This is a genomic window from Sphingomonadaceae bacterium OTU29LAMAA1 (genome assembly GCA_024072375.1).
GTDB lineage: Bacteria > Pseudomonadota > Alphaproteobacteria > Sphingomonadales > Sphingomonadaceae > Sphingomonas.
Window position 1 is genome coordinate 2,682,679 of sequence record CP099617.1, and the last position, 21,790, is coordinate 2,704,468.

Below are 21,790 nucleotides of genomic sequence, written 5' to 3' on the forward strand. Positions count from 1 at the left end.
ACGGTCGGACATGCGCGGGAGATACATTGCCGGCTGCGTGTAGGACAGCGCTTATGCGCTGTGGCGGGAGGGTGGGCAAAGGGTCGCCGGGGTGACGCGGGAGTGGTGCTGCCGTCTTCCCCCGGTCGTGAGGCTTACCGCCGCCGTCGTACCGCCAGAACGTAGATCACTGCGGCGATGGCGGCGAAGAAGAACCATTGCACCGCGTAGGACAGGTGATTGTTCGGGACGGACGACAGGTCCGGCTTGCCGTTCGCGCCCAGGCCCAGCGCAGGCGTATCGGCGACCAGCATCAGGCGTTGCGGGGTGCGATCGAACAGCGAGCCGATCAGCGAGCGCGAATCAGGGGCGTGACTGATGAAGCCCGAGACTGGGCCGCCGGTCCAGCGACCGGCAAACTTCGGATCGGGGGTGGTCCCGAGCTGGACGATCATCCCCGGACCCTCTGCCCCGGTGCGGCATTCGACGATGAGGCGGAAGCCCGCAGCACCGGCGCCAGCGAGGCGTTGCGCGACGGGTTCGACACATAGGCCGGACGCGCGCCGGAACAGCAGCGTCTCGTCAGGCAGATCGGGGAAGGCGATCGGCGGCTTGGCGGGGTTGGCCGCGAGCTGCGCGATATACGCGTCCTTCTTCGGGGCGCGATCGAGCAACTGCCAGAGGCCGAGGGCGATCATCGCCGCCACCGCGATGACGACGACGATGGTTGAGACGACGGGAATACGCTTCATGAATTAGGGTCGATCCGCCCTTCGCGCGCGGCGTTACGATATTCGGCGGACATCAGCGCGCCCTTGGCGATGCGGAGCGACCAGACGACTCCGGCCAGCGTCACCGGAATCCAGATCAGCATGTGCAGCCACAATGGCGGACTGAGCGTCAGTTCGAGGATGATTGCGCCGGCGACGACGATGGTGCCGAGGATCAGGGTGAGGAACGCCGCCGGTCCATCGCCGACGTTGAACTGCGTGTAATCGAGCCCGCAGGCGCGGCACCGATCGGCGAATTTGATCCAGCCGGCGAACAACGTGGGCTGTGCGCAGCGCGGACACAGCCCTTTCAGAGCGACCTCAACGATGGCCGGTGAGGTCGCCTCCGTCATCAGCCGCCGTGGACCGGCGCGCCCCAGCCACCCCAAACGTAGACGGTGACGAACAGGAACAGCCACACCACGTCGACGAAATGCCAATACCAGGCGGCGGCTTCGAAGCCGAAATGCTGGCGCGGGGTGAAGTCGCCCTTGTACGCGCGGATCAGGCAGACGGCGAGGAAGATGGTGCCGATCAGGACGTGGAAACCGTGGAAGCCGGTCGCCATGAAGAAGGCGGCCCCATAGTTGATCCCCTTGAAGGGGAAGGGCGCGTGAGCGTATTCATACGCCTGAATGCTGCTGAACAGCACGCCGAGCGCCACCGTCAGCCACAGCCCCTTGAGCACGCCGTCCCGGTTGCCGACGCCGAGAAGGCCCCACAGGCCGGTCTTCTCGCCGCCGCGCTGGTTGTGGATCAGCGCGTGGTGCGCCCAGGTGACGGTGGTGCCGCTGGTGAGCAGGATCAGCGTGTTGAGCAGCGGCAGTTCGAAGGCGTTGATGACCTCCAGCCCCTTGGGCGGCCATTGCGCGGCAATCGCGGCCGCACCCTCGGCAGCGCGTTCGACTTGGCCGTCGACGATGCTCATCGCGGTCGGGAACAGGCTGAAGTCGAAGAACGCCCAGAACCAGCCGACGAAGAACATGACTTCTGAGGCGATGAACAGGATCATGCCGTAGCGGAAGTGAAGCTGCACGACCGGAGTATGATCGCCGTGATGCGCCTCGCGCACCACGTCGGCCCACCAGCTGTACATCGTGAACAATACGCCCGCGAGGCCGGCGAAGAAAATCCAGCCGCCGCCATTGGCCTTGTCGGCGGCGAGGTGTCCGCCATGCATCCACATGATCGCGCCGGACGCCATCACCAGCGCCGACAGCGATCCGAACAGCGGCCAGATGCTGGGGGGCAGGATGTGGTAATCGTGGTTCTTGGCGCCAGCCATGTCGTTTCCCTGTTCTTATCCTCTTATCCCACGCTCTAGCCCGTGGTTTTGGCAGAATCCACCGGGTAAAACGTGTAGGAGAGGGTGATCGTTTCCACGTCCTTCGCATCCGGGTCGTCCATGATCTTCGGATCGACGAAGAAGATGACCGGCATGCGCTGCGTCTCGCCCGGCTTCAGCGTTTGCTGGGTGAAGCAGAAGCACTGGATCTTGGTGAAATATTTGCCGGCCGAGCTGGGCGTGACGTTGAACGTCGCGGTGCCGGTGACCGGCTTCGTGTCGGTGTTCGTCGCAGTGAAGAACGCCATGTCGCGCGCGCCGATCCTGACGGTTTCCGATCCGGCTTCGGGGCGGAAGCGCCACTTCATGCCGGGGGCGACGTTGCTGTCGAAATCGACGCGGATCAGCTTGTTGACCGCGCCCGGTGCCTCTTCGCCGCGTTGCGTCGTGCCGTTAAGACCGGTGACCTGACAGAACATGCGATATAGCGGGATGCTCGCCCAGGCGACGCCGGTCATGAAGCAGATGCCGATCACCGCGAACATCGCGGTGCGCAGCTGGCGTTTGGTGGAGGAGGGGGCGGCGGCGGTCGTCACATCATCCCTTCGCGGATCTTCACAATCGCGACGGCGAAGATCAGGATGACGAACGCGCCGAGCAGCCACGCCATCACCTGCGCGCGCGATTTCTGGCGGCTGCGGATCAGGTCCTGTTCGTCCGGGGTCATGCGAACACCCAGCGATCGACGACGAGCGCGCCGAACATCACGAACAGATAGAGGATCGAATAGCTGAACAAGCGCTTCTCCGGCTTCATCGTGTCATCGGTGCCCGTCTTCCGCGTCGCGACGATCGCGGCGAGACCGGCGAAGGCGAGCGTCATGGCGACGGCGACAACGCCGTAGATCGCGCCGGTCAGGCCGAGCGCCCAAGGTGCGATCGCGACCAGCGCCATCGGGATGGTGTAGAGGCCGATCTGTCGCCGCGTCACGCGTTCACCCGCGACGACGGGCAGCATCGGCACGCCGGCGTTGGTATAGTCGCTGTTCATGAACAGCGCGAGCGCCCAGAAATGCGGCGGCGTCCACAGGAAGACGAGGCTGAACAACAGCACCGGCAGCAGCGCGACATGGCCCGTCGCCGCAGCCCAGCCGATCAGCGGGGGGAATGCGCCTGCCGCGCCGCCGATGACGATGTTCTGCGGCGTACGACGCTTGAGCCAGACGGTGTAGATCAGCACGTAGAACAGGATCGAGACGGTCAGGATCGCGGCTGCGGCAAAGTTCACTGCGACGAACATCAGGATGACCGAAAAGGCGGCAAGGCCGACACCGAAGTGCAGCGCAGCCTGCCGGTCCATCCGGCCATCGGGCAGAGGACGCTTTTGCGTACGGCGCATCTTGGCGTCGATATCGGCTTCATACCATTGGTTGAGCGCACCCGCCGCACCTGCGCCCAGCGCGATGCACAGGATCGCGGTGAAGCCGATCACCGGGTGGATGCCGACGGGAGCCGCCAGCATCCCGCACAAGCCGGTGAAGACGACGAGCGTCATCACCCGCGGCTTGGTCAGCGCCAGGAAATCGCGCCAGTCGGCGGGGGGAAGCAGGGGCGTCGCGGCCGTCATGATCGCGATGCTATACGCGTGCGACGGGCGATTAGAAAGGGCGAGCGGGGCGCCTGCCGGTATCGTCATGATCCACATCAAGCGACTCGGGAAGCCAAGGAACGATAAGCAGACCAAGCGGTTAGCCAGCCACCAGGAGAGAGTTTCGATGGCTACCCGTATCGCAGACGCCGACATTCGCGCGTCCCAATTTCTGACCGACAGCTTCCAGCGTGGTCTGGCGCACTGGAACCGGGAACGGCTGGAGCCGGCATTCCCGATCGAAGACTGGCAGCGCGTGCTCGATCGCGATGTCCGCATGCAGCGCCTCGAAGGCGGTTTTCTCGAGGAATTGCGTGACGAGGTCGCCGCCGAGGCTGCCGCTGCACCGACCGACGTCGAAGGCTTCATCGCCTGGTTCGAGGAACTGAAGCAGAGCGGGCCCGGACAGCACGATCCGCTGTTCCCGTGGCTGGCCGAAGAAGCGAACCTCGACCAGATCCGCTGGTTCTTCGAACAGGAAGCCGCCGGCGAGGCAGGATTCGACGACCTCGTCGCGATGACGCAGGTCAAGTTGCCGACGCTGCCCAAGCTGGAGCTGGCGCGCAATTATTGGGATGAAATGGGCCGCGGCAATGCCAAGGGCATGCACGGGCCGATGCTCGATGCGCTCGTCGAGACGCTGGCGGTGAACCCGGTGATCGAAAACACTTTGTGGCAGAGCCTGTGCCTTGCCAACGCGATGACCGCTATGGCGACCAGCCGCCGTTATGCGTGGCATTCGGTGGGTGCGCTGGGGGTGATCGAACTGACGGCGCCGGATCGATCCGCAGCAACCGCCAAGGGGCTGCGGCGGCTAGGCTTCAAGGACAAGGAGCGCCGTTATTTCGATCTGCATGCGGTGCTGGACATCAAGCATAGCGAGGACTGGAACCGCGAGGCGATTCGTCCGGCGGTGAGCGAGGACCCGCGGCGGGCGACGGCGATGGCCGAGGGTGCGCTGATCCGGTTGCGGTGTGGCGAGCGCTGCTTCGAAGCATATCGCGCTGTGTTGATGGGGTGAGCGTCGGGGGGGCGGTGTCGCGCGTCATAATGCGCCGCTTAGCTCCCCTTCTGCCACCGCTTTGCGGCACCACCTCCCCCTGACGGGGGAGGTGGTGCCGCGTTTGGTGTTCATCTTTGTCAGATGGCTCTACGAAGAACCGGTGGTTCACACGAAGCCCAGATTCCAGCTCGACGGATTGTAATTGCCCATGTTCGGCAGCACGGTCGTGAGATCGTTGTTGCCGACGCCGAACCAGCTGGCCAACGTCGCCGCATATTGATCGACCGACGTGGTCGGCAGCAACCGGCCCTGTCCGACATCGTCGGGTGTCCCGTTCCCGATCGCGGGCGGCGTGCCGTAGAAGCGGCGGCCTTTCACCGCTCCCCCCATCACGAAATGGTGACTGCCCCAGCCGTGATCGGATCCGTCGTCGTTCGACTGCAGCGTCCGTCCGAAATCGGAGGCGGTGAAGCTCGTCACCTTGTCCGCGACGCCGAGCGCCACCGTCGTATCGTAAAAGGCGCGCATCGCGTCGGCGACGCGACCGATCAGTGCGGGGTGCTGCGCCACGAGGTTGTCGTGCAGGTCGAACCCGCCGATCGAAACGAAGAACACCTGCCGCTTCGCGCCGAGTTCGGATGAGACGGAGATCAACCGCGCGACCATCTTGAGCTGGTCGGCAAGGCTGTTGCCCGTCGGGAACAGCCCGAACCCGGATGCCGGAGCGCCGGCCAGCGCACCGCTGACCTGCGCATAGGTGTCGAGCGAGCGTTTGCTGACGCGGGCGTGTTCGCTGGCGAACAGGTGCGGGTTGCTGCCGGTCATCAGGCTGCGCAGCGTCGTGGCTGCGGTAGTCGATCCGAAGAGCGCCGATGCATTGTTGATCAGCGGGATCGGGCCGCCGGTGCCGATCGCATATTGCACCGCCGACTTGCCGGTGAGGTAGACCGCGTTGCCGCTGGCGTTGATGCACGTCAGCGTCGATGCGCCGTTGCCGCTCTGGAACAGGTCACCGATGCGCCCGCCCCAGCCCGACGTCGCGCCTTCGGGATTGGAGGCCTGGAAATAGCTCTGCTGGTCATTGTGGCTGAACAGCTTGGGCGGCAGCTTGACTGCATTCTGCTGATATTGCGTTTTCGTGGTCGGTTGCACCAATGTGCCGACGTTGAGCGCCACCGCGAGCTTGCCCTGATCGAACAGCGGCATCAGCGACTTCATCGTCGGCGCCAACGCATATTGCCGCCCACCCGGCAGGCCGATCGTCGGGGTCAGCATCGTCCCCGCCAGCGATTCGCGGGTCAATGCGATATTGGCGCGCGCGGCTTGGTACTGGGCATAGCCGGCCGCGTCATAGGGCGGCAGCGTGTTCGCGTAATCGTTGCCGCCGTAGAGGAAGACGCAGACCAGCGCCTTGTAATCGGTCGCGGTCGCCGCCGCAGCCTCGCCGATCGCGGCGAGGCTGGTGACGAACGGCGTCGCGATGCCGGCGACGCCGAGGGCGGCGGAGCGCTTGAGGAAGGCGCGGCGGGAGGCGTCTCGGGTCATGTCCATGGGGCTCACCGCAGCGTCAGGAAGTCGGGGGAGGCGAGCGTCAGCAGGATCGCGATGCCGACCCGGTTGATCGGGCCGTTGGTCGCGGCCGCCGCGACGCTGTCGACCGCGGCGCGGATTGCGGTCACCGTGGCTGCGCTCAGCTGTCCGGCGGCGAGGACGAGATTGACCTCGTCCACCAGCGCGGCGCTGTCCGCCGCTTTGGTCAGGATGTCGGTATAATCGGCCTTGGTGTCGCCGGTGCCATTGGCGACGAGGCCCTGCATGTAGTTGACGTAGGCGACCACGCTTTGTTCGTTCGTGATCTGGAATTCGGGCGCGACGAGGCCGGCATTGCTGATCCCGCTCGCCGGCGGCGAATAGGCCGGGCGGAAGAAGTTGAAGACGGTGGCGCTGCGCCCCATCGTCTGGCCGAGCCGGTTCGACTGGCTCGACGTGTCGCCGATACCCCACGCATTGGAAGGCGAGTTGACCTTGAACATCCGGGCCCATGCGGTCAGCCGCATCACCGGTTCGCGCAGCTTGCCCGCGGTGGTGCTGGTCAGCGCATCGTCGCTGCGTGCATCGGTGTCGAGCAGGATCGCCTTGATCACCGCCTTCATGTCGCCGCGCACGCCCGCACCGTTGTTGGCGAACACTGCCGACACGCGGCCGACATACGCGGCGCTGGGGTTGCTGGTGACGAGGCGCTGGATCAGCTGTTTCGAGACGAACGGCGGCAGGTTGGGATGCGCGAAGATCGTGTCGAGCGCGACCTTCACCGCCGCCATGCCGCCGCCGCTGGTCGACGTGCCCAAGAAGCTCGCCGCGCCGGTTTCGTTGAGTGCGGCGTTCATGACCAGCGGCTGGCGATAGCGATCGGGCGTGGTGCTGACGGTGCTCGCGAGACTGAGGCCGGTGAACACGCGGGCCAGACCCGCGACATCGGCGGGGGTGTAGGTCTCCATCGGCACACCGTTGCTGGTCCTGACGCTGCCGTCCGTATTGAGCTGGTACAGACCGAGCGTGAACAGCTGCATCAGTTCGCGCGCATAATTCTCGTCCGGCTGTGCACCGGTGGTAGCGTTCGCCTTGCGATTGCCGAGGAAGGTGAGGAACGATCCCATCGCGGCGCTGGTCGTGATCGCATCCATGATCGTCCGGTAGTTGCCGAACGCATTGTCGAGCAGCACGTCGACATAGGCGGCGGTTGCGAACTGTTTCCAGTTGAGGTTGACCCCGCCGATGCCGACGACGAGCAGATCGAGCAGCGCCATGCCGACGCGCTGGCGAAGCTGATCCGGCTCGATGATCATCTGGCGCCACATCGTGACGTCGAAGCCCGCTTCGGAATTGATGTAGGTCGCGGCGGAATAGCCGTTGGCGACCAGCCAGTCCCAGTGCGACGTCGCGCGGGGCAGGGCGAACTGATCGTCGATCCAGCCTTCGTAGCGTCGGCTGACGACCGATTCGATCATCGGGCGGGTCGCGCCCATCGTGGATTGCGCGAGGAAGCGACTCGCCTGCGTCGGCGTGATGACGGCGGGTGCGACGACGACCGGCGGAGAGACGACGGGTGGCGCAGCGGTGGACCCGCCATCGCCACCGCCGCAGGCGGCGAGGAGCAGTGCGGGTGTGATGACGCCGCCGAACCTCAACGGGTCAACGAAACCGTCGGCACTCCCGTCATGCGCGACGAACGCCCCGGCGTCCGCCTGTTCACTATCCAGCACTGTTGCAGATCCCCCGACCCGGTCCGCCCGCGATTCTCCCGGAGCGAAGGCAGATCATACCAGCAATGTGGCCCCGCGACGATTTACGAAAATGCTTAACATGGATCGGTTCAGCGCGAACATTACGGATTTGGTCGTGACCGTAACGAAAAAGCCCCGGCGGTGAGGCCGGGGCTTTTTTGCCTCAATCGATCCGCGGAAGCGTTTCGAACTGGTGATACGGCGGCGGGGAGGACAGGGTCCATTCCAGCGTCGTGGCACCTTCGCCCCAAGGATTGTCGGGGGCCGGCTTGCCCGCGATCAGCGACCAGATCACGTTGACGAAGAAGATCGCCATGCCCGCGGCCATGATCTCGTAGCCGTGGCTCGCGAGCGCGTTCCACGTCGCATAGGCGTCCGGATAATCCGGATAGCGGCGCGGCATGCCCTGGAGGCCGAGGAAGTGCATCGGGAAGAACAGCACGTTCACGCCGACGAAGAACACCCAGAAGTGCAGCTGGCCGAGCAGTTCGCTGTACATCTTCCCGAACATCTTCGGGAACCAGTAATAGAAGCCGGCGAACAGGCCGAATACCGCACCCAGGCTGAGCACGTAGTGGAAGTGCGCCACCACGTAGTACGTGTCCTGCATGTAATCGTCGATGCCGCCGTTGGCGAGCACGACGCCGGTGACGCCGCCGACGGTGAACATGAAGATGAAGCCGATCGCCCAGACCATCGGGGTCTTGAACGACATCGATCCGCCCCACATCGTCGCGATCCACGAGAAGATCTTGATGCCGGTCGGCACCGCGATCACCATCGTCGCCGCGGTGAAGTACATCTTCACGTTCACTGACAGGCCGGTGACGAACATGTGGTGCGCCCAGACGACGAAGCCGACGACGCCGATCGCGACCATGGCATAGGCCATGCCGAGATAGCCGAAGACGGGCTTGCGGCTGAACGTCGCGATGATCTGGCTGACGATGCCGAAGCCCGGCAGGATCATGATGTACACTTCGGGGTGGCCGAAGAACCAGAACAGATGCTGGTACAGGATCGGATCGCCGCCACCAGCGGGATCGAAGAAGGTGGTGCCGAAGTTACGGTCGGTCAGCAGCATCGTGATCGCCGCTGCGAGTACCGGCAGCGCGAGCAGCAGCAGGAAGGCGGTAACGAGCACCGACCACACGAACAGCGGCATCTTGTGCAGCGTCATGCCAGGCGCGCGCATGTTGAAGATGGTGGTGATGAAGTTGATCGCGCCGAGGATCGACGAGGCGCCCGCGAGGTGGAGCGACAGGATCGCCATGTCCACCGACGGTCCCGGCTCGCCATAGGTCGAGAGCGGGGCATAGACCGTCCAGCCGGTGCCGGCGCCGCCGAAGAACGGCGAGGCGAGCAGCAGCGAGAAGGCGGGGATCAGCAGCCAAAACGACACGTTGTTCATGCGCGGGAACGCCATGTCCGGCGCACCGATCATGATCGGCACGAACCAGTTGCCGAAGCCGCCGATCATCGCCGGCATGACCATGAAGAACACCATGATCAGGCCGTGCGCGGTGATCAGCACGTTCCACAGGTGGAGCGCGTGGTCGAGGCCGCCGTCGCCGCCGGGCAGGAAGTTCGCCCAGCCGACGAGATACTGGATGCCGGGATGCGCCAGCTCGGCGCGCATCAGGCCCGAGATCGCGCCACCGATGATCCCCGCGATGATCGCGAAGATCAGGTACAGCGTCCCGATGTCCTTGTGGTTGGTCGACATGAACCAGCGGGCGAAGAAGCCCGGCTTGTGGTCCGCGTCGGCGTGGGCGTGATCGTCATGTGCGACGAAGGCCGCCCCATGAGACGAGGAGGGATGGAGGGCGGTATCGGTCATCTTACTGTCCCGCGTTGCCGGTGGCCGGATTGCCGGTTGCACCCTGCGAAGATGTTGGAGCGGTGGTGGTCACGTTCTCGACCGGGCCGGTGGCGGCATCCGCCTCGTTGCCCTCGGCCTGCTTCACCGCGGAGCCTTCGGCGCCGGGCTGCGGAATGACCTTGTCGGAGAGCTGGCCGGGGGCCGGCATCGTGCCGCCCTTGGCGCGGACCCAGGCGGCAAACTGCGCCTGCGGTACGGCCTGCACCGCGATCGGCATGAAGGCGTGACGCGCGCCGCACAGTTCCGAACACTGGCCGAAGTACAGGCCCGGCTTGTCGATGGTGAAGCTGGTCTCGTTCAACCGGCCCGGCACCGCGTCGAGCTTGATCCAGAAGGCGGGGACCGCCCAGCTGTGGATCACGTCCTGCGAGGTGGTGATCAAGCGGATCGGCACGCCGACCGGCAGCACGATGCGGTTGTCGGCGGCGAGCAGGCGCGGACCGTCGGCATCGGTGCGGAAGCGTTCGCCGGCGGCGACCTGATTCTTTTCCTTCAGCATGTTGGCGGTGATCTCGAACCCGCCATGATCCGGATATTGATACGACCAATACCATTGGTTGCCGATCGCCTTCAGCGTCACCGCACCTGCCGGGGCCGGCTTGAACTGCGCCTGCAACAGGCCGATCGACGGCACCGCGATCAGCACCAGGATGATCACCGGCGCCAGCGTCCAGATGATCTCGATCGCGGTGTTGTGGCTGGTCTTGGACGGGATCGGGTTCGCTGCCTTGCGGAAGCGGATGACGACGTAGATCAGCAGCAACAGCACGAACACGCTGATGATGGTGATCAGCGGGAACAGGATCGAATCGTGGAACCAGTGGGCGAATTCGCCATTGGTGGTCACCTGCGGCTGGATGCCGATGCGACCGTCGACTGGATGGCCGACACCGGGTTCCATCTGCACCGCTGGCGCGCCGTCCTGCGCCAGCAGCGGCGACGCTGGCGCGGCCGGGGCGGTCGCGTTGGCGGTGGTGGGGGCGATGTTGGAGACGCCGGCGGGCGCGGCGGCACCCTGCGGAGCCGGTTGGGCGGCTTGCGATGCTGCCCCCAGCCCTGTCAGCAACAGGCCGGTGGCCAGTGCGATCCCCTTGAACCTCATGCGCATGCGTGTCGTCACCCCGTCCAGATTCCCTCGCCCGCCCGGCGAACGGGCCGTTTTAGGCGTAAGACTACGCCCCTTTTGCCATGGCCTATACGCGGGGGTGCCCTCCGCCTCAAGCGGTCGCCATATGTTTATGACTCGGCGCTGCTTGGCCTCGGCGGGCCAAGCACCTATGAGCGGCCGATACCGACGTATTCCTAGCGAGACCGCCGATGACCGACGACGACGTGCTGGCTGAATTCCGCGCCGCCGATGCGCTGCTGGAGGGGCATTTCATCCTGTCGTCGGGCCTGCACAGCTCGCGCTACCTGCAATGCGCGCGCGTTCTGATGGACCCGCGCCGCGGCGCCCGCCTGGCCGACGCGCTGGTCGAGCGCATGCCGGGCGAGATCAAGGCTCGCATCAGCGCGGTGGTTTCACCCGCGATGGGTGGCGTGATCGCCGGGCACGAGATGGCGCGTGCGCTGGGCGTCGAGGCGATGTTCGTCGAACGTCCCACCGGCACGTTCGAGCTGCGCCGCGGATTTCGGCTCGAGCAAGGGCAGGAGGTGCTGATGATGGAGGACGTCGTCACCACCGGGCTGTCCAGCCGCGAGGCGATTCTGGCGATCGAGGCCGCGGGCGGGCGCGTGATCGCAGGCGCGTCGCTGGTCGACCGTTCGGGCGGCACCGTCGATCTGGGCGTACCCTTCTATGCGCTGATCCGGCTGGACGTGCCGACCTACGCTGCCGACGGGCTGCCACCCGAACTGGCGGCAATCCCCGCGATCAAGCCGGGCAGCCGCGCGGCGTGATCCGCTTCCTGCTTGGCGCTCTGGCTGTTCTGGGATCGTCGGCGGAGGCCCGGGTGCTGGACCGCGTCGGACCGGCGGCGGCGCTCGCCGCATTGGACCGGAGCGGCTTCGCCGGCCGGGTGCTTGTCGCCCGAGGTGACAGGATCGTGATGCGGGCCGAATTCGGCGAGCCACGCGGCGTCCCGGACACCCGACCCAACGAGCAGGGCCGCTTTGGTGACAATATGATCTGGCCGTGGGCTTCGGTCACCAAACAGGTGCTGGCGACGCTGGTGATGCAGGAGGTCGCACGCGGACGGATCGCACTCGACGTGCCCGCCGCGCGCTACGTTCCGGCTCTCGGCCAGGCGCGGTCGCCGACGATCCGGCAATTGCTGCAACACCAAAGCGGCTTGCGCAATCCGGACGATACCGCTGTCGATACGCTGAGTTTCGCCTGGAAAGGCAAGCCCGGCTTCTATTCGATCGGTCCGACCGGCGTGACATGGTGTGTCGCCGCGCGGAGTGTCCCCGGCGGTCGATGGCGTTACAACAACTGCGATTATATCGTCTTGGGAGCGGTGCTCGAGCGGGTAACGGGGCGGACGATGGCTGCCCTGTTCCGCGAGCGGATCGCCGCGCCGCTGGCGCTCAAGGCCAGCGCGTTCGCTGGCGATCGCAGCGGGCAGAGGAACCCGTGGGTGGAAAGCTTCTATGCTGGACCAAGGCGTGACGAATTGTCGATCCTCGCCCGCTTCGGCGCTGCGGGCGGGCTGATGGGCACCGAAGACGATCTGCTCGCGTTCGATCGCGGGCTGTTGTCCGGCAAGCTGCTGCCCGCGCCCGCCCGCGCGACGATGTGGGCGGCCGATCCGAAGCTGGGCTACATGGCGTTGGGGCAATGGGTGTTCGAGGCGCCCTTGCGCGGCTGTGCCAAACCCCTCCGTATCGTGGAGCGCCGTGGCGAAATCGGGCGGTTCGAAGTGCGCAATATCCTGCTTCCCGATCGCGATATGGCGATCATCGCTTTCACCAACCTTGCCGGATTCGATTTCGGCGAAATCTGGCAGGGGAAGGGGTTGAGCTACGAACTCCTGTCCGCCGTCGCCTGTGGAACGCCATCATGACCGAACACCTGCGCTTGGGCGTCAACATCGATCACGTCGCCACCGTGCGGAACGCGCGGGAGGCGGGCTATCCCGACCCGGTGCGGGCGGCGCTGCTGGCGGTGGACGCGGGGGCGGACGGGATCACGGCGCATCTGCGCGAGGATCGGCGGCATATCACCGACGACGATATCGCGCGGCTGTCGGCGGAATTGACGGTGCCGCTGAACCTCGAAATGGCGGCGACCGACGAGATGCTGGCGATCGCGCTGCGGCATCGGCCGCATGCGGCGTGCATCGTGCCGGAAAAGCGCGAGGAATTGACCACCGAGGGCGGGCTGGACGCGGCGGGCCAGTTCGCGCGGCTGGCGCCGCTCGCGGCGCACTTGCGCGAGGCCGGCATCCGCGTGTCGCTGTTCATCGAACCCGAGGCGGCGCAGATCGATGCCGCGATCCGGCTGGGCGCGCCGGTGGTGGAGCTTCACACCGGCCGGTATGCCGAGATCGACGGCGCGGCGCGGACGGCGGAGCTGCGGCGGCTGTCCGATGCGGCGGCGCTGGCGGCGAAGAACGGGATCGAGGTGCATGCGGGTCATGGGCTGACGTTCGACAACGTCGGGCCGATCGCGGCGATTCCGCAGGTGCGCGAACTGAACATCGGCCATTTTCTGGTGGGTGAGGCGCTGTTCGTCGGACTGGGCGATGCGGTGCGGCGGATGCGCGAGGAAATGGATGCGGCGCGTGATTAGGGTTCACGCGAAGACGCTCAGCCGCGAAGAAGGAAGGCTGGTTCGCGCGGAGGCGCGGAGACGCGGAGAAGGAGGTTTGGCTGGCTGCGGGGCTTGGGGCAGATGTCTTCGCTATCCGTCGAGCCGTCACGCTGCGGTAGCGCCTTCGGCGCGATATCCGGCACGGGCCACGCGTACGGCCCATTCATTCTCCTCTTCTTCTCCGCGTCTCTGCGTCTCCGCGCGAAACAACCTTCTTCTCTCCGGACCAGCTGCATGATCGTCGGCCTCGGTTCGGACCTGTGCAATATCGAGCGCATCCAGCAGTCGCTCGACCGGTTCGGCGAGCGGTTCGAGGCGCGCGTGTTTACCGATCACGAGCGCGCCAAGGCCGCCCGCCGCCCGTTCACCAAGGCCGGCACCTTGGCCAAGAGGTTCGCCGCCAAGGAGGCGTTTTCGAAGGCGGTCGGCACCGGCTTCAGGGCTGGCGTGTTCATGAAGGACATCGGCGTGGTCAACGCGCCCTCCGGCGCGCCGACATTGTCGTTGACGGGCGGGGCCAAGCAACGGCTTGACGCGTTGATCCCCGAAGGCCACGTCGCGGCCGTACATTTGACCCTGACCGACGATCATCCATGGGCGCAAGCCTTTGTGATCATCGAGGCGATCGCGGATTCCAAGGCATGAAGGAAGCGGTGTTGGACGGCAATCAGCCCACCGAAACGGCGGCCACGCCCCCGCCGGCGGACGCTGCACCCGGCAAGAAGACCACGGACTGGTGGGGCGAGATCAAGGGCATCTTCTGGCTGATCCTGATCGTGCTGGGTTTCCACAGCTTCGTCGCCAAGCCGTTCTACATCCCGTCGGAATCGATGCTGCCCGGACTTCGTATCGGCGATCGGCTGGTGGTGTCGAAATTCAGCTACGGCTGGTCGTTCGTCTCGCCCACGATCCCGAATCCGGTCGCAATCTTCAAGGGGTTGGTGCTGCGCCAGCCCGAGGAGAGCTGGAGCGTCGGCTTGCCATTCGTCCACGGTCGCCTGTTCGGCAGCCTGCCGGAACGCGGCGATGTCGTCATCGTGACCCCGCCGGGTACGCGCAACGACTACATCAAGCGCGTCATCGGCCTGCCCGGCGACACGCTGGCGGTGCGCGGGGGGACGGTGATCCTCAACGGCAAGCCGATCGCCCGCGGGACGGTGCATTACGTCGACCTGCCGGTCGATACCAACAGCCCGTGCAGCGACAGCGAATATTATGGCGCCCGCCGTCCGGCAGCCGGCGGCGGTTACGTCTGCCACCTGCCGATCGTCACCGAAACGCTGCCGAACGGCCGGTATTACGACACGGTCGACATGGAGCCGGACAGCCCGGGCGACAATTTCGCGACGGTGACGATCCCCGCCAACCACGTCTTCCTGATGGGCGACAATCGCGACCGGTCGGCCGACAGCCGCTTTCCGTTGTCGCAGCTCGGGCTGGGTGGGCCGGTTCCCTATGAAAATCTGGGCGGCCGGGCGGAATTCCTGACCTTCAGCCTCGACGGCGATGCCAGCTGGAATCCGCTGACCTGGTGGGGTTCGCTGCGATCCAACCGTGCAGGCCTGTCGCTGCATCCGGCCGAAGGGAAGTAGTTTGACCGACGCGCCGCTCGCCAAAGAGCCTAGCCCCAACGAGCTGCGCGATCCCTTCGTCCGGCAGGAGCTGAAGCGGGCGACAGTGTGGCTGGGGCTGGCGGGCGCCATCGCGCTGGCGGTGATCCTGGTCCAGCCGCTGCTGATCATCTTCGCCGGGCTGGTGTTCGCCGCGTTGCTCGACGGCGGGGTGCGGCTGCTCGGCAAGGTGCTGCCGATCGGGCGCGGCTGGCGGTTGCTGATCGTCATGCTGCTGACGATCGCGTTCCTGTTCGGCACCTTCTATCTCACCGGCGTGCAGGTGTCGGCGCAATTCTCGCAGCTGCGCACGACGCTGGAATCGCAGGCGAACCGCGTCGCCGGCTGGCTGAGTTCGCAGGGGTTGATGCCGGGCGCGTCGGACGTCAGCGGCATCGCGCGGCAGGCGCTGAGCTCGGTCGGCCGAATCACCTCCTGGGTCGGCACCGCCTTCGGCGCGCTGACGACGATGTTCATGATCATCGTCATCGGGCTGTTCGTCGCGATGGACCCGCGCACGTACCAGCGCGGGCTGGAATGGATGGTGCCGCGGTCGAACCGCGCGGAGTTCGCAGTGGTGCTGGAGCGGATGGGCAAGACGCTGCGGCGCCTGCTCGCGGGGCGGCTGCTGGGCATGCTGGCGGAGGGCGTGCTGACGTGGATCGCGCTGTCGATCGGCGGCGTGCCGATGGCGATGATCCTCGGTATCCTGACCGGGCTGCTCGCGTTCATCCCCAATATCGGCGCGTTCATCAGCGGCGCGCTGATGGTGGCGGTCGGTTTCTCGGCGGGCACCGATGTCGGTTACTGGGCGATCGGCACCTATATCGTCGTGCAGGGTTTCGACGGATATGTGCTGCTGCCGATCGTCGCCAAGAAGACGGTCGACCTGCCGCCGGCGCTTACGCTGGGCGCCCAGATCATGGCGAGCGCGCTGTTCGGCATCCTCGGGCTGGCGCTGGCGGACCCGATGACCGCGATGGTCAAGACCGCGCTGGAACGCAGTTCGGAGCGCGAGGGCGAGCGCGACGGATCAGACGAGGGTGTCGAACAGGCGTAGGTAGCGCGCGGCGGCGTCCGCGCCGGGTTGCGGCACCGGCGCAGGGCGGCGCGCGTCGAGCCAATGGCCCAGTGCCGCGGCCAGGGCGGCGTGGTCGCCCAGGGCAACCACGCTGCCGAGCGCAGGCGTCGCAATGATCTCGCGTACCGCCGGGCTGCAATCGGTTGCGACCACCGGCGTGCCGACGGACAGCGCCTCCCGCAAAACGCCGGGCACGCCCTCGTAATCGCTGGGCAGCGCCAGCACCGCGGCGCGCGCCATCGCGGGCATCGGATCGCTGACATGGCCCGGCAGGTGGACGCGATGCGCCAACCCCAGGGCGCATGCCCGCCGTTCGAGGGCGGAGCGCACATCGCCTTCACCGAGGATTACCAGCTGCACGTCGTCGGGCAGCGTGGGCAAGGCGTCGATCAACCGGTCCCAGCGCTTTTGCGCGACCAGCCGGCCGACGCCGAGCACGACGCGGCCGGGGGGAAGCCACGGCGAGTCGCCGTCGCCGGACGATGCGACGACCGGATTGGGAATGACGCTGGTCCGGCCGGTCATACCGGTCGCGCGTGCCGCCTGCGCCGCGGTCGCGGGGGTCATGGCGACGAGATGGTCGCAGAACCGGTGATGCTGCGCCAGCCAGAGCCGATGGCCGGCCGCCGCGATCCGGCCGTGATCGCCGCGATCGACGGCGTTGGACATCTTGACGACGATCGGCGGGCAGTCGGAACCCAGCCGCGCCCGTGTCCAGGCGGCGATGGCGGTGTAGAAATTGCCGGGGCAGAACAGGACGTCCGGGCGCAGCTGCCGGACGATGCCGGGCAGGGCGAATTGGGCGCTGTAGCGGTCGTCGCGCAGGGGGTGCAGACCGATGCCGTCGGGCAGCTCGTCACGGAGTGGCCCGCGTTCGTCGCCGATCATCAGCGTCACCCGCCGGCCCAGTGCCAGCCATCCGCGCGCCAGCCGCAATTGCGCCCGCTCGACACCGCCGCCGGACAGGGTGCGGGCGTAGGTCAGGATATGATCGGCCGCCATCGTCGGGCGTCGTCCTGCCACAGTCAGCCGCATCGCGCCAACGCAGGCCGTCCGCGGCGCGGATTTCATGTGCAAAGCGTCGCCTGCCCGGCTAAGCGGCGCCACCTTCATCGTGCGGACCATCGGGTGCAGATCGATCAGAATGCAGGCCATGGCGACGTCGAACTGGTGCCGCCTTCCCCCGAGATCGCGGGACTTCAACCGTTGACGACCATCAAGAGCCGCTGGCCTGCCATTCTGGGCGCGCTGGTGACCGTGGCGATGCTGGCCGGCCTCGGCCACGAGCTGTTCAGTTCCGGGCTGGCCGGGCTGAACCGGGCGACGCCGCGCAATCCGGTGTTCTACATCGCCTTCGTCGGCCTGTACCTCACGCCGCCGCTGGCCGATTACGTCATCTTTCGCCGGCTGTGGGGCATCCCGCTCGCCGGGCTGGTGGCGCTGATCAAGAAGCGGATCGCGAACGACGTCGTGATGGGCTATTCGGGCGAAGCGTATTTCTACGCCTGGGCACGGCAACGGACGCGGCTGGTCGCGGCGCCGTTCGGGGCGGTGAAGGATGTGTCGATCCTGTCGGCGATCGCCGGCAATGCGGTGACGCTGACGATGATCGCGGTCGCGCTGCCGGCAGGCCGCGACCTGATCCCGCCCGAGATGATGCGCTACGTCTACGGATCGCTGGCGGTGATCTTCGGCACGTCGCTGCCGTTCCTGATCTTTTCGCGCAAGGTGTTCTCGCTGCCGCGTGCGCAGCTGTGGGCGGTGTTCGGTGTGCATTGCGTGCGGCTGATCCTCGGCACGGGCTTCCTTGCGCTGGCGTGGGCATCGGCGATGCCGGAGGTCGCGATCGGAACCTGGCTGTTCCTGTCTGCCGGCCGGCTGCTGTTTTCACGCCTGCCGCTGTTGCCGAACAAGGACCTGCTGTTCGCCAATTTCGCGATCCTGATGATCGGCGAGGATCAGGCGCTGTCCGAATTGATCGCATTTACCGCGGCGGCGGTGTTGCTGGTCCACGCGGTGCTGATCGTCGGGTTCGGCGTCCATCATCTGGCGACACGGCGGCGATGACGGTTCCGGTATGAGGATCGTCGACGTCAACGAATTCTATTCGCCGACCGGGGGTGGCGTACGCACCTATGTCGATCGCAAGATCGCATTGCTGGCGGCGATGGGCCACGAACTGATCGTGATCGCCCCCGGCCGCGAGGATCGGGTGGAGGAACGCCCCGGCGGCGGCGCGGTGCATTACGTCAAATCGCCCGGCATGCCGTTCGACGCGAATTACGGGCTGTTCTGGGATGCCGCGCCGATCCATCGCCGGCTCGACGCGCTGCTGCCCGACGTCATCGAAAATTGTTCGCCATGGCGCAGCGCATGGATCGTATCGGGCTGGCAGGACCCCCGGCCGGCGCATGCGAGGGGGGCGGCGATCCGCGCATTCTTCATGCACAACGACAATGTCGAATCCTATCCCAAGCGCTGGTTGCGGCCGGTGGCGTCGGGCGCGCGGATCGAGCGCGCGTTCGCGTGGTACGACCGCTATCTGGGCCGCTGCCTCGATCGATATGATACGGTGGTGACCAACGGTCCGTCGCTGACCCGCCGCCTGACCGGACGGGGCGTGCGGGTGGATGCGACGATGCCGCTGGGGATCGAGCGCAGCCATTTCTCGCCCGCCCTGCGCGACGAGGGACTTCGCGCGGCGCTGTTGCAGCAATGCGGCCTGCCACCGCAGGCGCACCTGCTGCTGGGCGTCGGCCGCCATCATCCCGAAAAGCGATGGCCGACCGTGATCGACGCGGTGCAACGTGCCGGTGCGCAGGTGCCGGTCGGACTCGTCATCCTGGGGCAGGGCATCGATACCCGCACGCTGGAAAGGCATATCGGCGACAATCCGCATATCCGCCTGTTCCTGCCGGTGTACGAGCGGCGGCGGCTGGCATCGATCATGGCGAGCGCCGACGCCTATATCCACGGCTGCGGAACCGAGACGTTCGGGCTGGTCCCGGCGGAAGCGCTGGCGAGCGGTACGCCGCTGATCGTGCCGGATGGCGGCGGCACCGCGGAAATCGCCGATGCCCCGTTCGCGGAGGTCTATGCGGAGCGTGACGTGCGATCGTGCGCCGCGGCGATCCTGCGGATGCTGTCGCGCGATCGGTCGCTGGTCCGCCGGGCGGCCGGCGTCGCCGCGGCGGGGGTGCGCAGCGACGTCGAGCACGCCGCCGATCTGGTGGCGCATTACGCCGGTGTGATCGCCGCCCGCGACGGATCGATCAGAAGGTCGGCATAGGTCGCGGGCCGATGGCGGGCGAACGCGGCGAAGGTCGCGGTGATGCTGGCAAGCAAGGCCGATACGCGGGTGTCGCCGGGATGCACCGCGATCCGTACGGTCGGTGCCGGCTGGAGCACGTGGCGTAGCGTCGCGGCGGCGGCGAGCGAACTCCACTGCCGCATCCGCGACCGGCTGGCCCAGGTGATCACGGGGCCACGTGCGACGATCGCGCCGCCCGGTCGCCAGACGCGCAGGTGATCCTCCGCCAGCGCGAAGCCGGCATCGGCCAGCGCCCTGTGCGCGCCATCGGAATACAGCCATGCCGGTGCGACGAAGCCCGCGGCGGGGCGACCGGTGATATCCTCGACCAGCGCCTTGCCCATCCGCATCCGGCGCAACGCTTCCGCGTGATCGAGGCCGAGGAACTCGCCCTCGCCCGCGGTCATGTGGCGCGCCTTCAGCGCGGTGGCTCCGGCATGACGGCCGTCGTCGCGATGCGTCCAGCCGTGGACGAACATCTCGACGCCTTCGTCCGCCCAGTCGCGCAGGCGACGCGCGAAGGTCGGGGTGATCGCCGCGTCACCCCAGTGATCGGGCACCACCAGCATCGCCAGCCGCCGTCCGACATGGGGTGCAAGATGGTCGAGCAGGCGATCGACCTCATGTTCGAAGCGCGGCGAGACGTCGTGGATCGAGGCGAGCAGACGCGTCACGGGATGCGGCGATAGACCTGGACGATCTCGTTACCCATCGGCAGCCGGGCGGCCAGACGGTAGTCGCGGACCATCGCCGCGGTGACGATCGCATGCGCGGCGGGACGTTCGCCGCGATAGGGTGGGCGGATGACGACCGCTTCTGGCCGGGCGGCGAGGATGCGGCGGATCTCGCTATCCTGATCGACGCCCGTGGCGCCGGCTTCGCGTGCGCGGACCAGATGCGAGGGCATCAGGTAGCGCGACAACGCGCAACGACCGGTCGCTGCGTAGAGCATGGTCGAGCCCGAATAGACGTACAGGCATCCGGGACCGTGCCCGACGGCCGCCGCCATGGCGGCCAGCTCGCGTCCGTCGCCGCGCCCACGGTTCTGGAGGATCAGAACGATCTGACCCGCGAGCGCAGCCGTCAGCAGCAGTGCGGGGGTATAACGGTGTCGCCAACGCTCGCTGCCCCAGATCGCAGCGCCCATCGCACAGGCGGGCAGCAGCGCCGGCAGTGCATAATGGTCGAACCATGGCCGGAAGATCAGCACGCTGCCGATCGCCACCGCGAGCCATAGCGTGACGAACCGCCGTTCGCGGCGCTGGTCGGGCTGCGCCGTGGTCCTGATCGCCGCCAGAATAGCGATGGCGACGATCGGCGAGGTGATGAGCACCATCTCGCCGATGTTGCCTGCGAGTTCCGACAGCGGATCGGGTACGCGCTGGAAGATCGAGACGACGTTGGCGTAGACGAATGCATCCCAGGCGCCGACCGCCCGATAATAGCCTGCCACGGCCGCTGTCGGCAGCAGCGCCACGATCACCAGCGCGATGCCGTAGCCGGACAGGGCGAGCGGTTTCCGCGCGATCCGCCATTCGTCGGCGAGCAGCCACAGGCCGAAGAACAGGCCCTCGAACACCAGCGACGTCTTGATCTGCAGGCCCGCGCCGATCAGCGCCATCACGCCCAGCCCGTACAGGCGGCGGCGGGGCGTCGCGGCGGACGAGAGGATCAGCAGCGCGGCGGCGATCGTCAGCAGATTGTAGAAGACCGGCGTCTGTCCGCCCTGTCCGCCGAGCAGGTCGAGCCAAAGGATGTAGGCGAGGCCCGCCGCGGTCGCGCCATGATGGTGGCCGAGGCGATCGGCCAGCCTGCCGATCAGCCATGCGGTCGCGACCGTGCTGGCGAGCGCCATCATCTGATACGCCCAGATGCCTGCCGGAAATCCCAGCCATGCCGGAATGGCATAGAGCAGGAACAGCCCGACCGGCTTGCGATCCCAGACGTCGACGAAGGGCAGGGCGCCTTGCCACATCCGCATGGCCGTGACGAAATAGAATTCCTCGTCGACATGGACGAGCGGATTGCCGAACGTCAGCCAGCGTGCGGCGATCGCGACCAGCAGCAGGATCGGGAGGCGCAGCCGCGGGTTGGTCAGTGCTTGCATGGCGGACGGGTAGCGGGGCGGGGCAGCCTGCTCAATCCTTCCCGGTGCGGGCGGTTATCCCTGTGCGGATCGAGGAAA

General features: G+C 66.7%; 21 protein-coding genes. 9 read left to right on the forward strand and 12 right to left on the reverse strand.

What is annotated here, in order from left to right; genetic code table 11:
- Window positions 1-134 precede the first annotated feature (134 nt).
- The 5 genes from NF699_13035 to NF699_13055 all read right to left on the reverse strand — a co-directional run bounded on the left by NF699_13035 (window position 135) and on the right by NF699_13055 (window position 3,660).
- The gene (locus NF699_13035; protein ID USU03984.1) at window positions 135-731 is read right to left on the reverse strand and encodes an SURF1 family protein; all 597 of its coding nucleotides are present in this window, start codon (window positions 729-731) and stop codon (window positions 135-137) included.
- Window positions 728-1,102: a DUF983 domain-containing protein gene (locus NF699_13040; GenBank protein USU03985.1), complete on the reverse strand. Its 375-nt coding sequence runs from the start codon at window positions 1,100-1,102 to the stop codon at window positions 728-730. Before NF699_13040 ends, NF699_13035 begins: the two co-directional genes overlap by 4 nt.
- On the reverse strand, window positions 1,102-2,034 hold the full coding sequence (locus tag NF699_13045) for a cytochrome c oxidase subunit 3 (protein USU03986.1): 933 nt from the start codon (window positions 2,032-2,034) through the stop codon (window positions 1,102-1,104). Before NF699_13045 ends, NF699_13040 begins: the two co-directional genes overlap by 1 nt.
- A gap of 35 nt (window positions 2,035-2,069) precedes the next feature.
- On the reverse strand, window positions 2,070-2,579 hold the full coding sequence (locus NF699_13050) for a cytochrome c oxidase assembly protein (GenBank protein ID USU07087.1): 510 nt from the start codon (window positions 2,577-2,579) through the stop codon (window positions 2,070-2,072).
- A gap of 178 nt (window positions 2,580-2,757) precedes the next feature.
- Complete coding sequence (locus NF699_13055) at window positions 2,758-3,660, reverse strand: heme o synthase (GenBank protein ID USU03987.1); 903 nt, start codon at window positions 3,658-3,660, stop codon at window positions 2,758-2,760.
- Window positions 3,661-3,808: 148 nt separating this feature from the next.
- Here NF699_13055 and NF699_13060 point away from each other — a divergent pair, with 148 nt between their 5' ends.
- Complete coding sequence (locus NF699_13060) at window positions 3,809-4,702, forward strand: iron-containing redox enzyme family protein (GenBank protein USU03988.1); 894 nt, start codon at window positions 3,809-3,811, stop codon at window positions 4,700-4,702.
- A 147-nt stretch (window positions 4,703-4,849) separates the two neighbouring features.
- Here the strand turns inward: NF699_13060 and NF699_13065 are convergent, their stop codons facing one another.
- From NF699_13065 to coxB, 4 genes are all read right to left on the reverse strand, one after another.
- The gene (locus NF699_13065) at window positions 4,850-6,235 is read right to left on the reverse strand and encodes a DUF1501 domain-containing protein (GenBank protein ID USU03989.1); all 1,386 of its coding nucleotides are present in this window, start codon (window positions 6,233-6,235) and stop codon (window positions 4,850-4,852) included.
- Between the two features lie 5 nt (window positions 6,236-6,240).
- Window positions 6,241-7,947, reverse strand: coding sequence for a DUF1800 domain-containing protein (locus tag NF699_13070; protein USU03990.1), 1,707 nt, complete (start codon window positions 7,945-7,947; stop codon window positions 6,241-6,243).
- 184 nt (window positions 7,948-8,131) lie between these two features.
- Window positions 8,132-9,808, reverse strand: coding sequence for a cytochrome c oxidase subunit I (gene ctaD, locus NF699_13075; protein USU03991.1), 1,677 nt, complete (start codon window positions 9,806-9,808; stop codon window positions 8,132-8,134).
- A gap of 1 nt (window position 9,809) precedes the next feature.
- Window positions 9,810-10,958, reverse strand: a complete 1,149-nt coding sequence (coxB, locus tag NF699_13080) for a cytochrome c oxidase subunit II (GenBank protein USU03992.1) — start codon at window positions 10,956-10,958, stop codon at window positions 9,810-9,812.
- A 209-nt stretch (window positions 10,959-11,167) separates the two neighbouring features.
- On the opposite strand from coxB, the gene pyrE reads away from it, so the two are divergent.
- From pyrE to NF699_13110, 6 genes are all read left to right on the forward strand, one after another.
- Window positions 11,168-11,749, forward strand: coding sequence for an orotate phosphoribosyltransferase (gene pyrE, locus NF699_13085; protein USU03993.1), 582 nt, complete (start codon window positions 11,168-11,170; stop codon window positions 11,747-11,749).
- Entirely contained in the window at window positions 11,746-12,855 is a 1,110-nt protein-coding gene (locus NF699_13090) for a beta-lactamase family protein (GenBank protein USU03994.1), read from the forward strand. The genes pyrE and NF699_13090 overlap by 4 nt, the downstream gene beginning before the upstream one ends.
- Window positions 12,852-13,583 carry a pyridoxine 5'-phosphate synthase gene (locus NF699_13095; protein USU03995.1) on the forward strand — a complete coding sequence of 244 codons (732 nt, stop codon included), beginning with the start codon at window positions 12,852-12,854 and terminating at the stop codon, window positions 13,581-13,583. The genes NF699_13090 and NF699_13095 overlap by 4 nt, the downstream gene beginning before the upstream one ends.
- A gap of 255 nt (window positions 13,584-13,838) precedes the next feature.
- The gene (acpS, locus tag NF699_13100; GenBank protein ID USU07088.1) at window positions 13,839-14,249 is read left to right on the forward strand and encodes a holo-ACP synthase; all 411 of its coding nucleotides are present in this window, start codon (window positions 13,839-13,841) and stop codon (window positions 14,247-14,249) included.
- Window positions 14,246-15,196: a signal peptidase I gene (lepB, locus tag NF699_13105; protein USU03996.1), complete on the forward strand. Its 951-nt coding sequence runs from the start codon at window positions 14,246-14,248 to the stop codon at window positions 15,194-15,196. Before acpS ends, lepB begins: the two co-directional genes overlap by 4 nt.
- 1 nt (window position 15,197) lies before the next feature.
- Window positions 15,198-16,274: an AI-2E family transporter gene (locus NF699_13110; GenBank protein ID USU03997.1), complete on the forward strand. Its 1,077-nt coding sequence runs from the start codon at window positions 15,198-15,200 to the stop codon at window positions 16,272-16,274.
- On the opposite strand, the gene NF699_13115 is transcribed toward NF699_13110, so the two are convergent.
- Entirely contained in the window at window positions 16,248-17,450 is a 1,203-nt protein-coding gene (locus NF699_13115; GenBank protein ID USU03998.1) for a glycosyltransferase, read from the reverse strand. The two genes, NF699_13110 and NF699_13115, sit on opposite strands and share 27 nt — an antisense overlap.
- Here NF699_13115 and NF699_13120 point away from each other — a divergent pair.
- Both NF699_13120 and NF699_13125 read left to right on the forward strand, forming a co-directional pair.
- On the forward strand, window positions 17,424-18,362 hold the full coding sequence (locus NF699_13120) for a hypothetical protein (protein USU03999.1): 939 nt from the start codon (window positions 17,424-17,426) through the stop codon (window positions 18,360-18,362). The genes NF699_13115 and NF699_13120 overlap by 27 nt on opposite strands.
- 10 nt (window positions 18,363-18,372) lie before the next feature.
- Window positions 18,373-19,584 (forward strand): glycosyltransferase, encoded by a 1,212-nt coding sequence (locus tag NF699_13125; GenBank protein ID USU04000.1) that lies wholly within the window; start codon window positions 18,373-18,375, stop codon window positions 19,582-19,584.
- Here NF699_13125 and NF699_13130 read toward each other — a convergent pair.
- Together NF699_13130 and NF699_13135 are read right to left on the reverse strand one after the other, a co-directional pair.
- Window positions 19,533-20,279: a polysaccharide deacetylase family protein gene (locus tag NF699_13130; protein USU04001.1), complete on the reverse strand. Its 747-nt coding sequence runs from the start codon at window positions 20,277-20,279 to the stop codon at window positions 19,533-19,535. The genes NF699_13125 and NF699_13130 overlap by 52 nt on opposite strands.
- Entirely contained in the window at window positions 20,276-21,712 is a 1,437-nt protein-coding gene (locus NF699_13135) for a glycosyltransferase family 39 protein (protein ID USU04002.1), read from the reverse strand. Before NF699_13135 ends, NF699_13130 begins: the two co-directional genes overlap by 4 nt.
- Between the last annotated feature and the right edge of the window lie 78 nt (window positions 21,713-21,790).

What these genes read in the sequence shown, in the direction of transcription:
- NF699_13035 (USU03984.1), bottom strand. Translation starts at nt 731, where the DNA reads ATGAAGCGTATTCCCGTCGTCTCAACCATCGTCGTCGTCATCGCGGTG.
- NF699_13050 (USU07087.1), bottom strand. Translation starts at nt 2,579, where the DNA reads ATGTTCGCGGTGATCGGCATCTGCTTCATGACCGGCGTCGCCTGGGCG.
- NF699_13095 (USU03995.1), top strand. Translation starts at nt 12,852, where the DNA reads ATGACCGAACACCTGCGCTTGGGCGTCAACATCGATCACGTCGCCACC.
- NF699_13060 (USU03988.1), top strand. Translation starts at nt 3,809, where the DNA reads ATGGCTACCCGTATCGCAGACGCCGACATTCGCGCGTCCCAATTTCTG.
- NF699_13045 (USU03986.1), bottom strand. Translation starts at nt 2,034, where the DNA reads ATGGCTGGCGCCAAGAACCACGATTACCACATCCTGCCCCCCAGCATC.
- NF699_13115 (USU03998.1), bottom strand. Translation starts at nt 17,450, where the DNA reads ATGGCCTGCATTCTGATCGATCTGCACCCGATGGTCCGCACGATGAAG.
- NF699_13125 (USU04000.1), top strand. Translation starts at nt 18,373, where the DNA reads ATGAGGATCGTCGACGTCAACGAATTCTATTCGCCGACCGGGGGTGGC.
- pyrE (USU03993.1), top strand. Translation starts at nt 11,168, where the DNA reads ATGACCGACGACGACGTGCTGGCTGAATTCCGCGCCGCCGATGCGCTG.
- acpS (USU07088.1), top strand. Translation starts at nt 13,839, where the DNA reads ATGATCGTCGGCCTCGGTTCGGACCTGTGCAATATCGAGCGCATCCAG.
- lepB (USU03996.1), top strand. Translation starts at nt 14,246, where the DNA reads ATGAAGGAAGCGGTGTTGGACGGCAATCAGCCCACCGAAACGGCGGCC.
- coxB (USU03992.1), bottom strand. Translation starts at nt 10,958, where the DNA reads ATGCGCATGAGGTTCAAGGGGATCGCACTGGCCACCGGCCTGTTGCTG.
- NF699_13040 (USU03985.1), bottom strand. Translation starts at nt 1,102, where the DNA reads ATGACGGAGGCGACCTCACCGGCCATCGTTGAGGTCGCTCTGAAAGGG.
- NF699_13055 (USU03987.1), bottom strand. Translation starts at nt 3,660, where the DNA reads ATGACGGCCGCGACGCCCCTGCTTCCCCCCGCCGACTGGCGCGATTTC.
- NF699_13065 (USU03989.1), bottom strand. Translation starts at nt 6,235, where the DNA reads ATGGACATGACCCGAGACGCCTCCCGCCGCGCCTTCCTCAAGCGCTCC.
- ctaD (USU03991.1), bottom strand. Translation starts at nt 9,808, where the DNA reads ATGACCGATACCGCCCTCCATCCCTCCTCGTCTCATGGGGCGGCCTTC.
- NF699_13135 (USU04002.1), bottom strand. Translation starts at nt 21,712, where the DNA reads ATGCAAGCACTGACCAACCCGCGGCTGCGCCTCCCGATCCTGCTGCTG.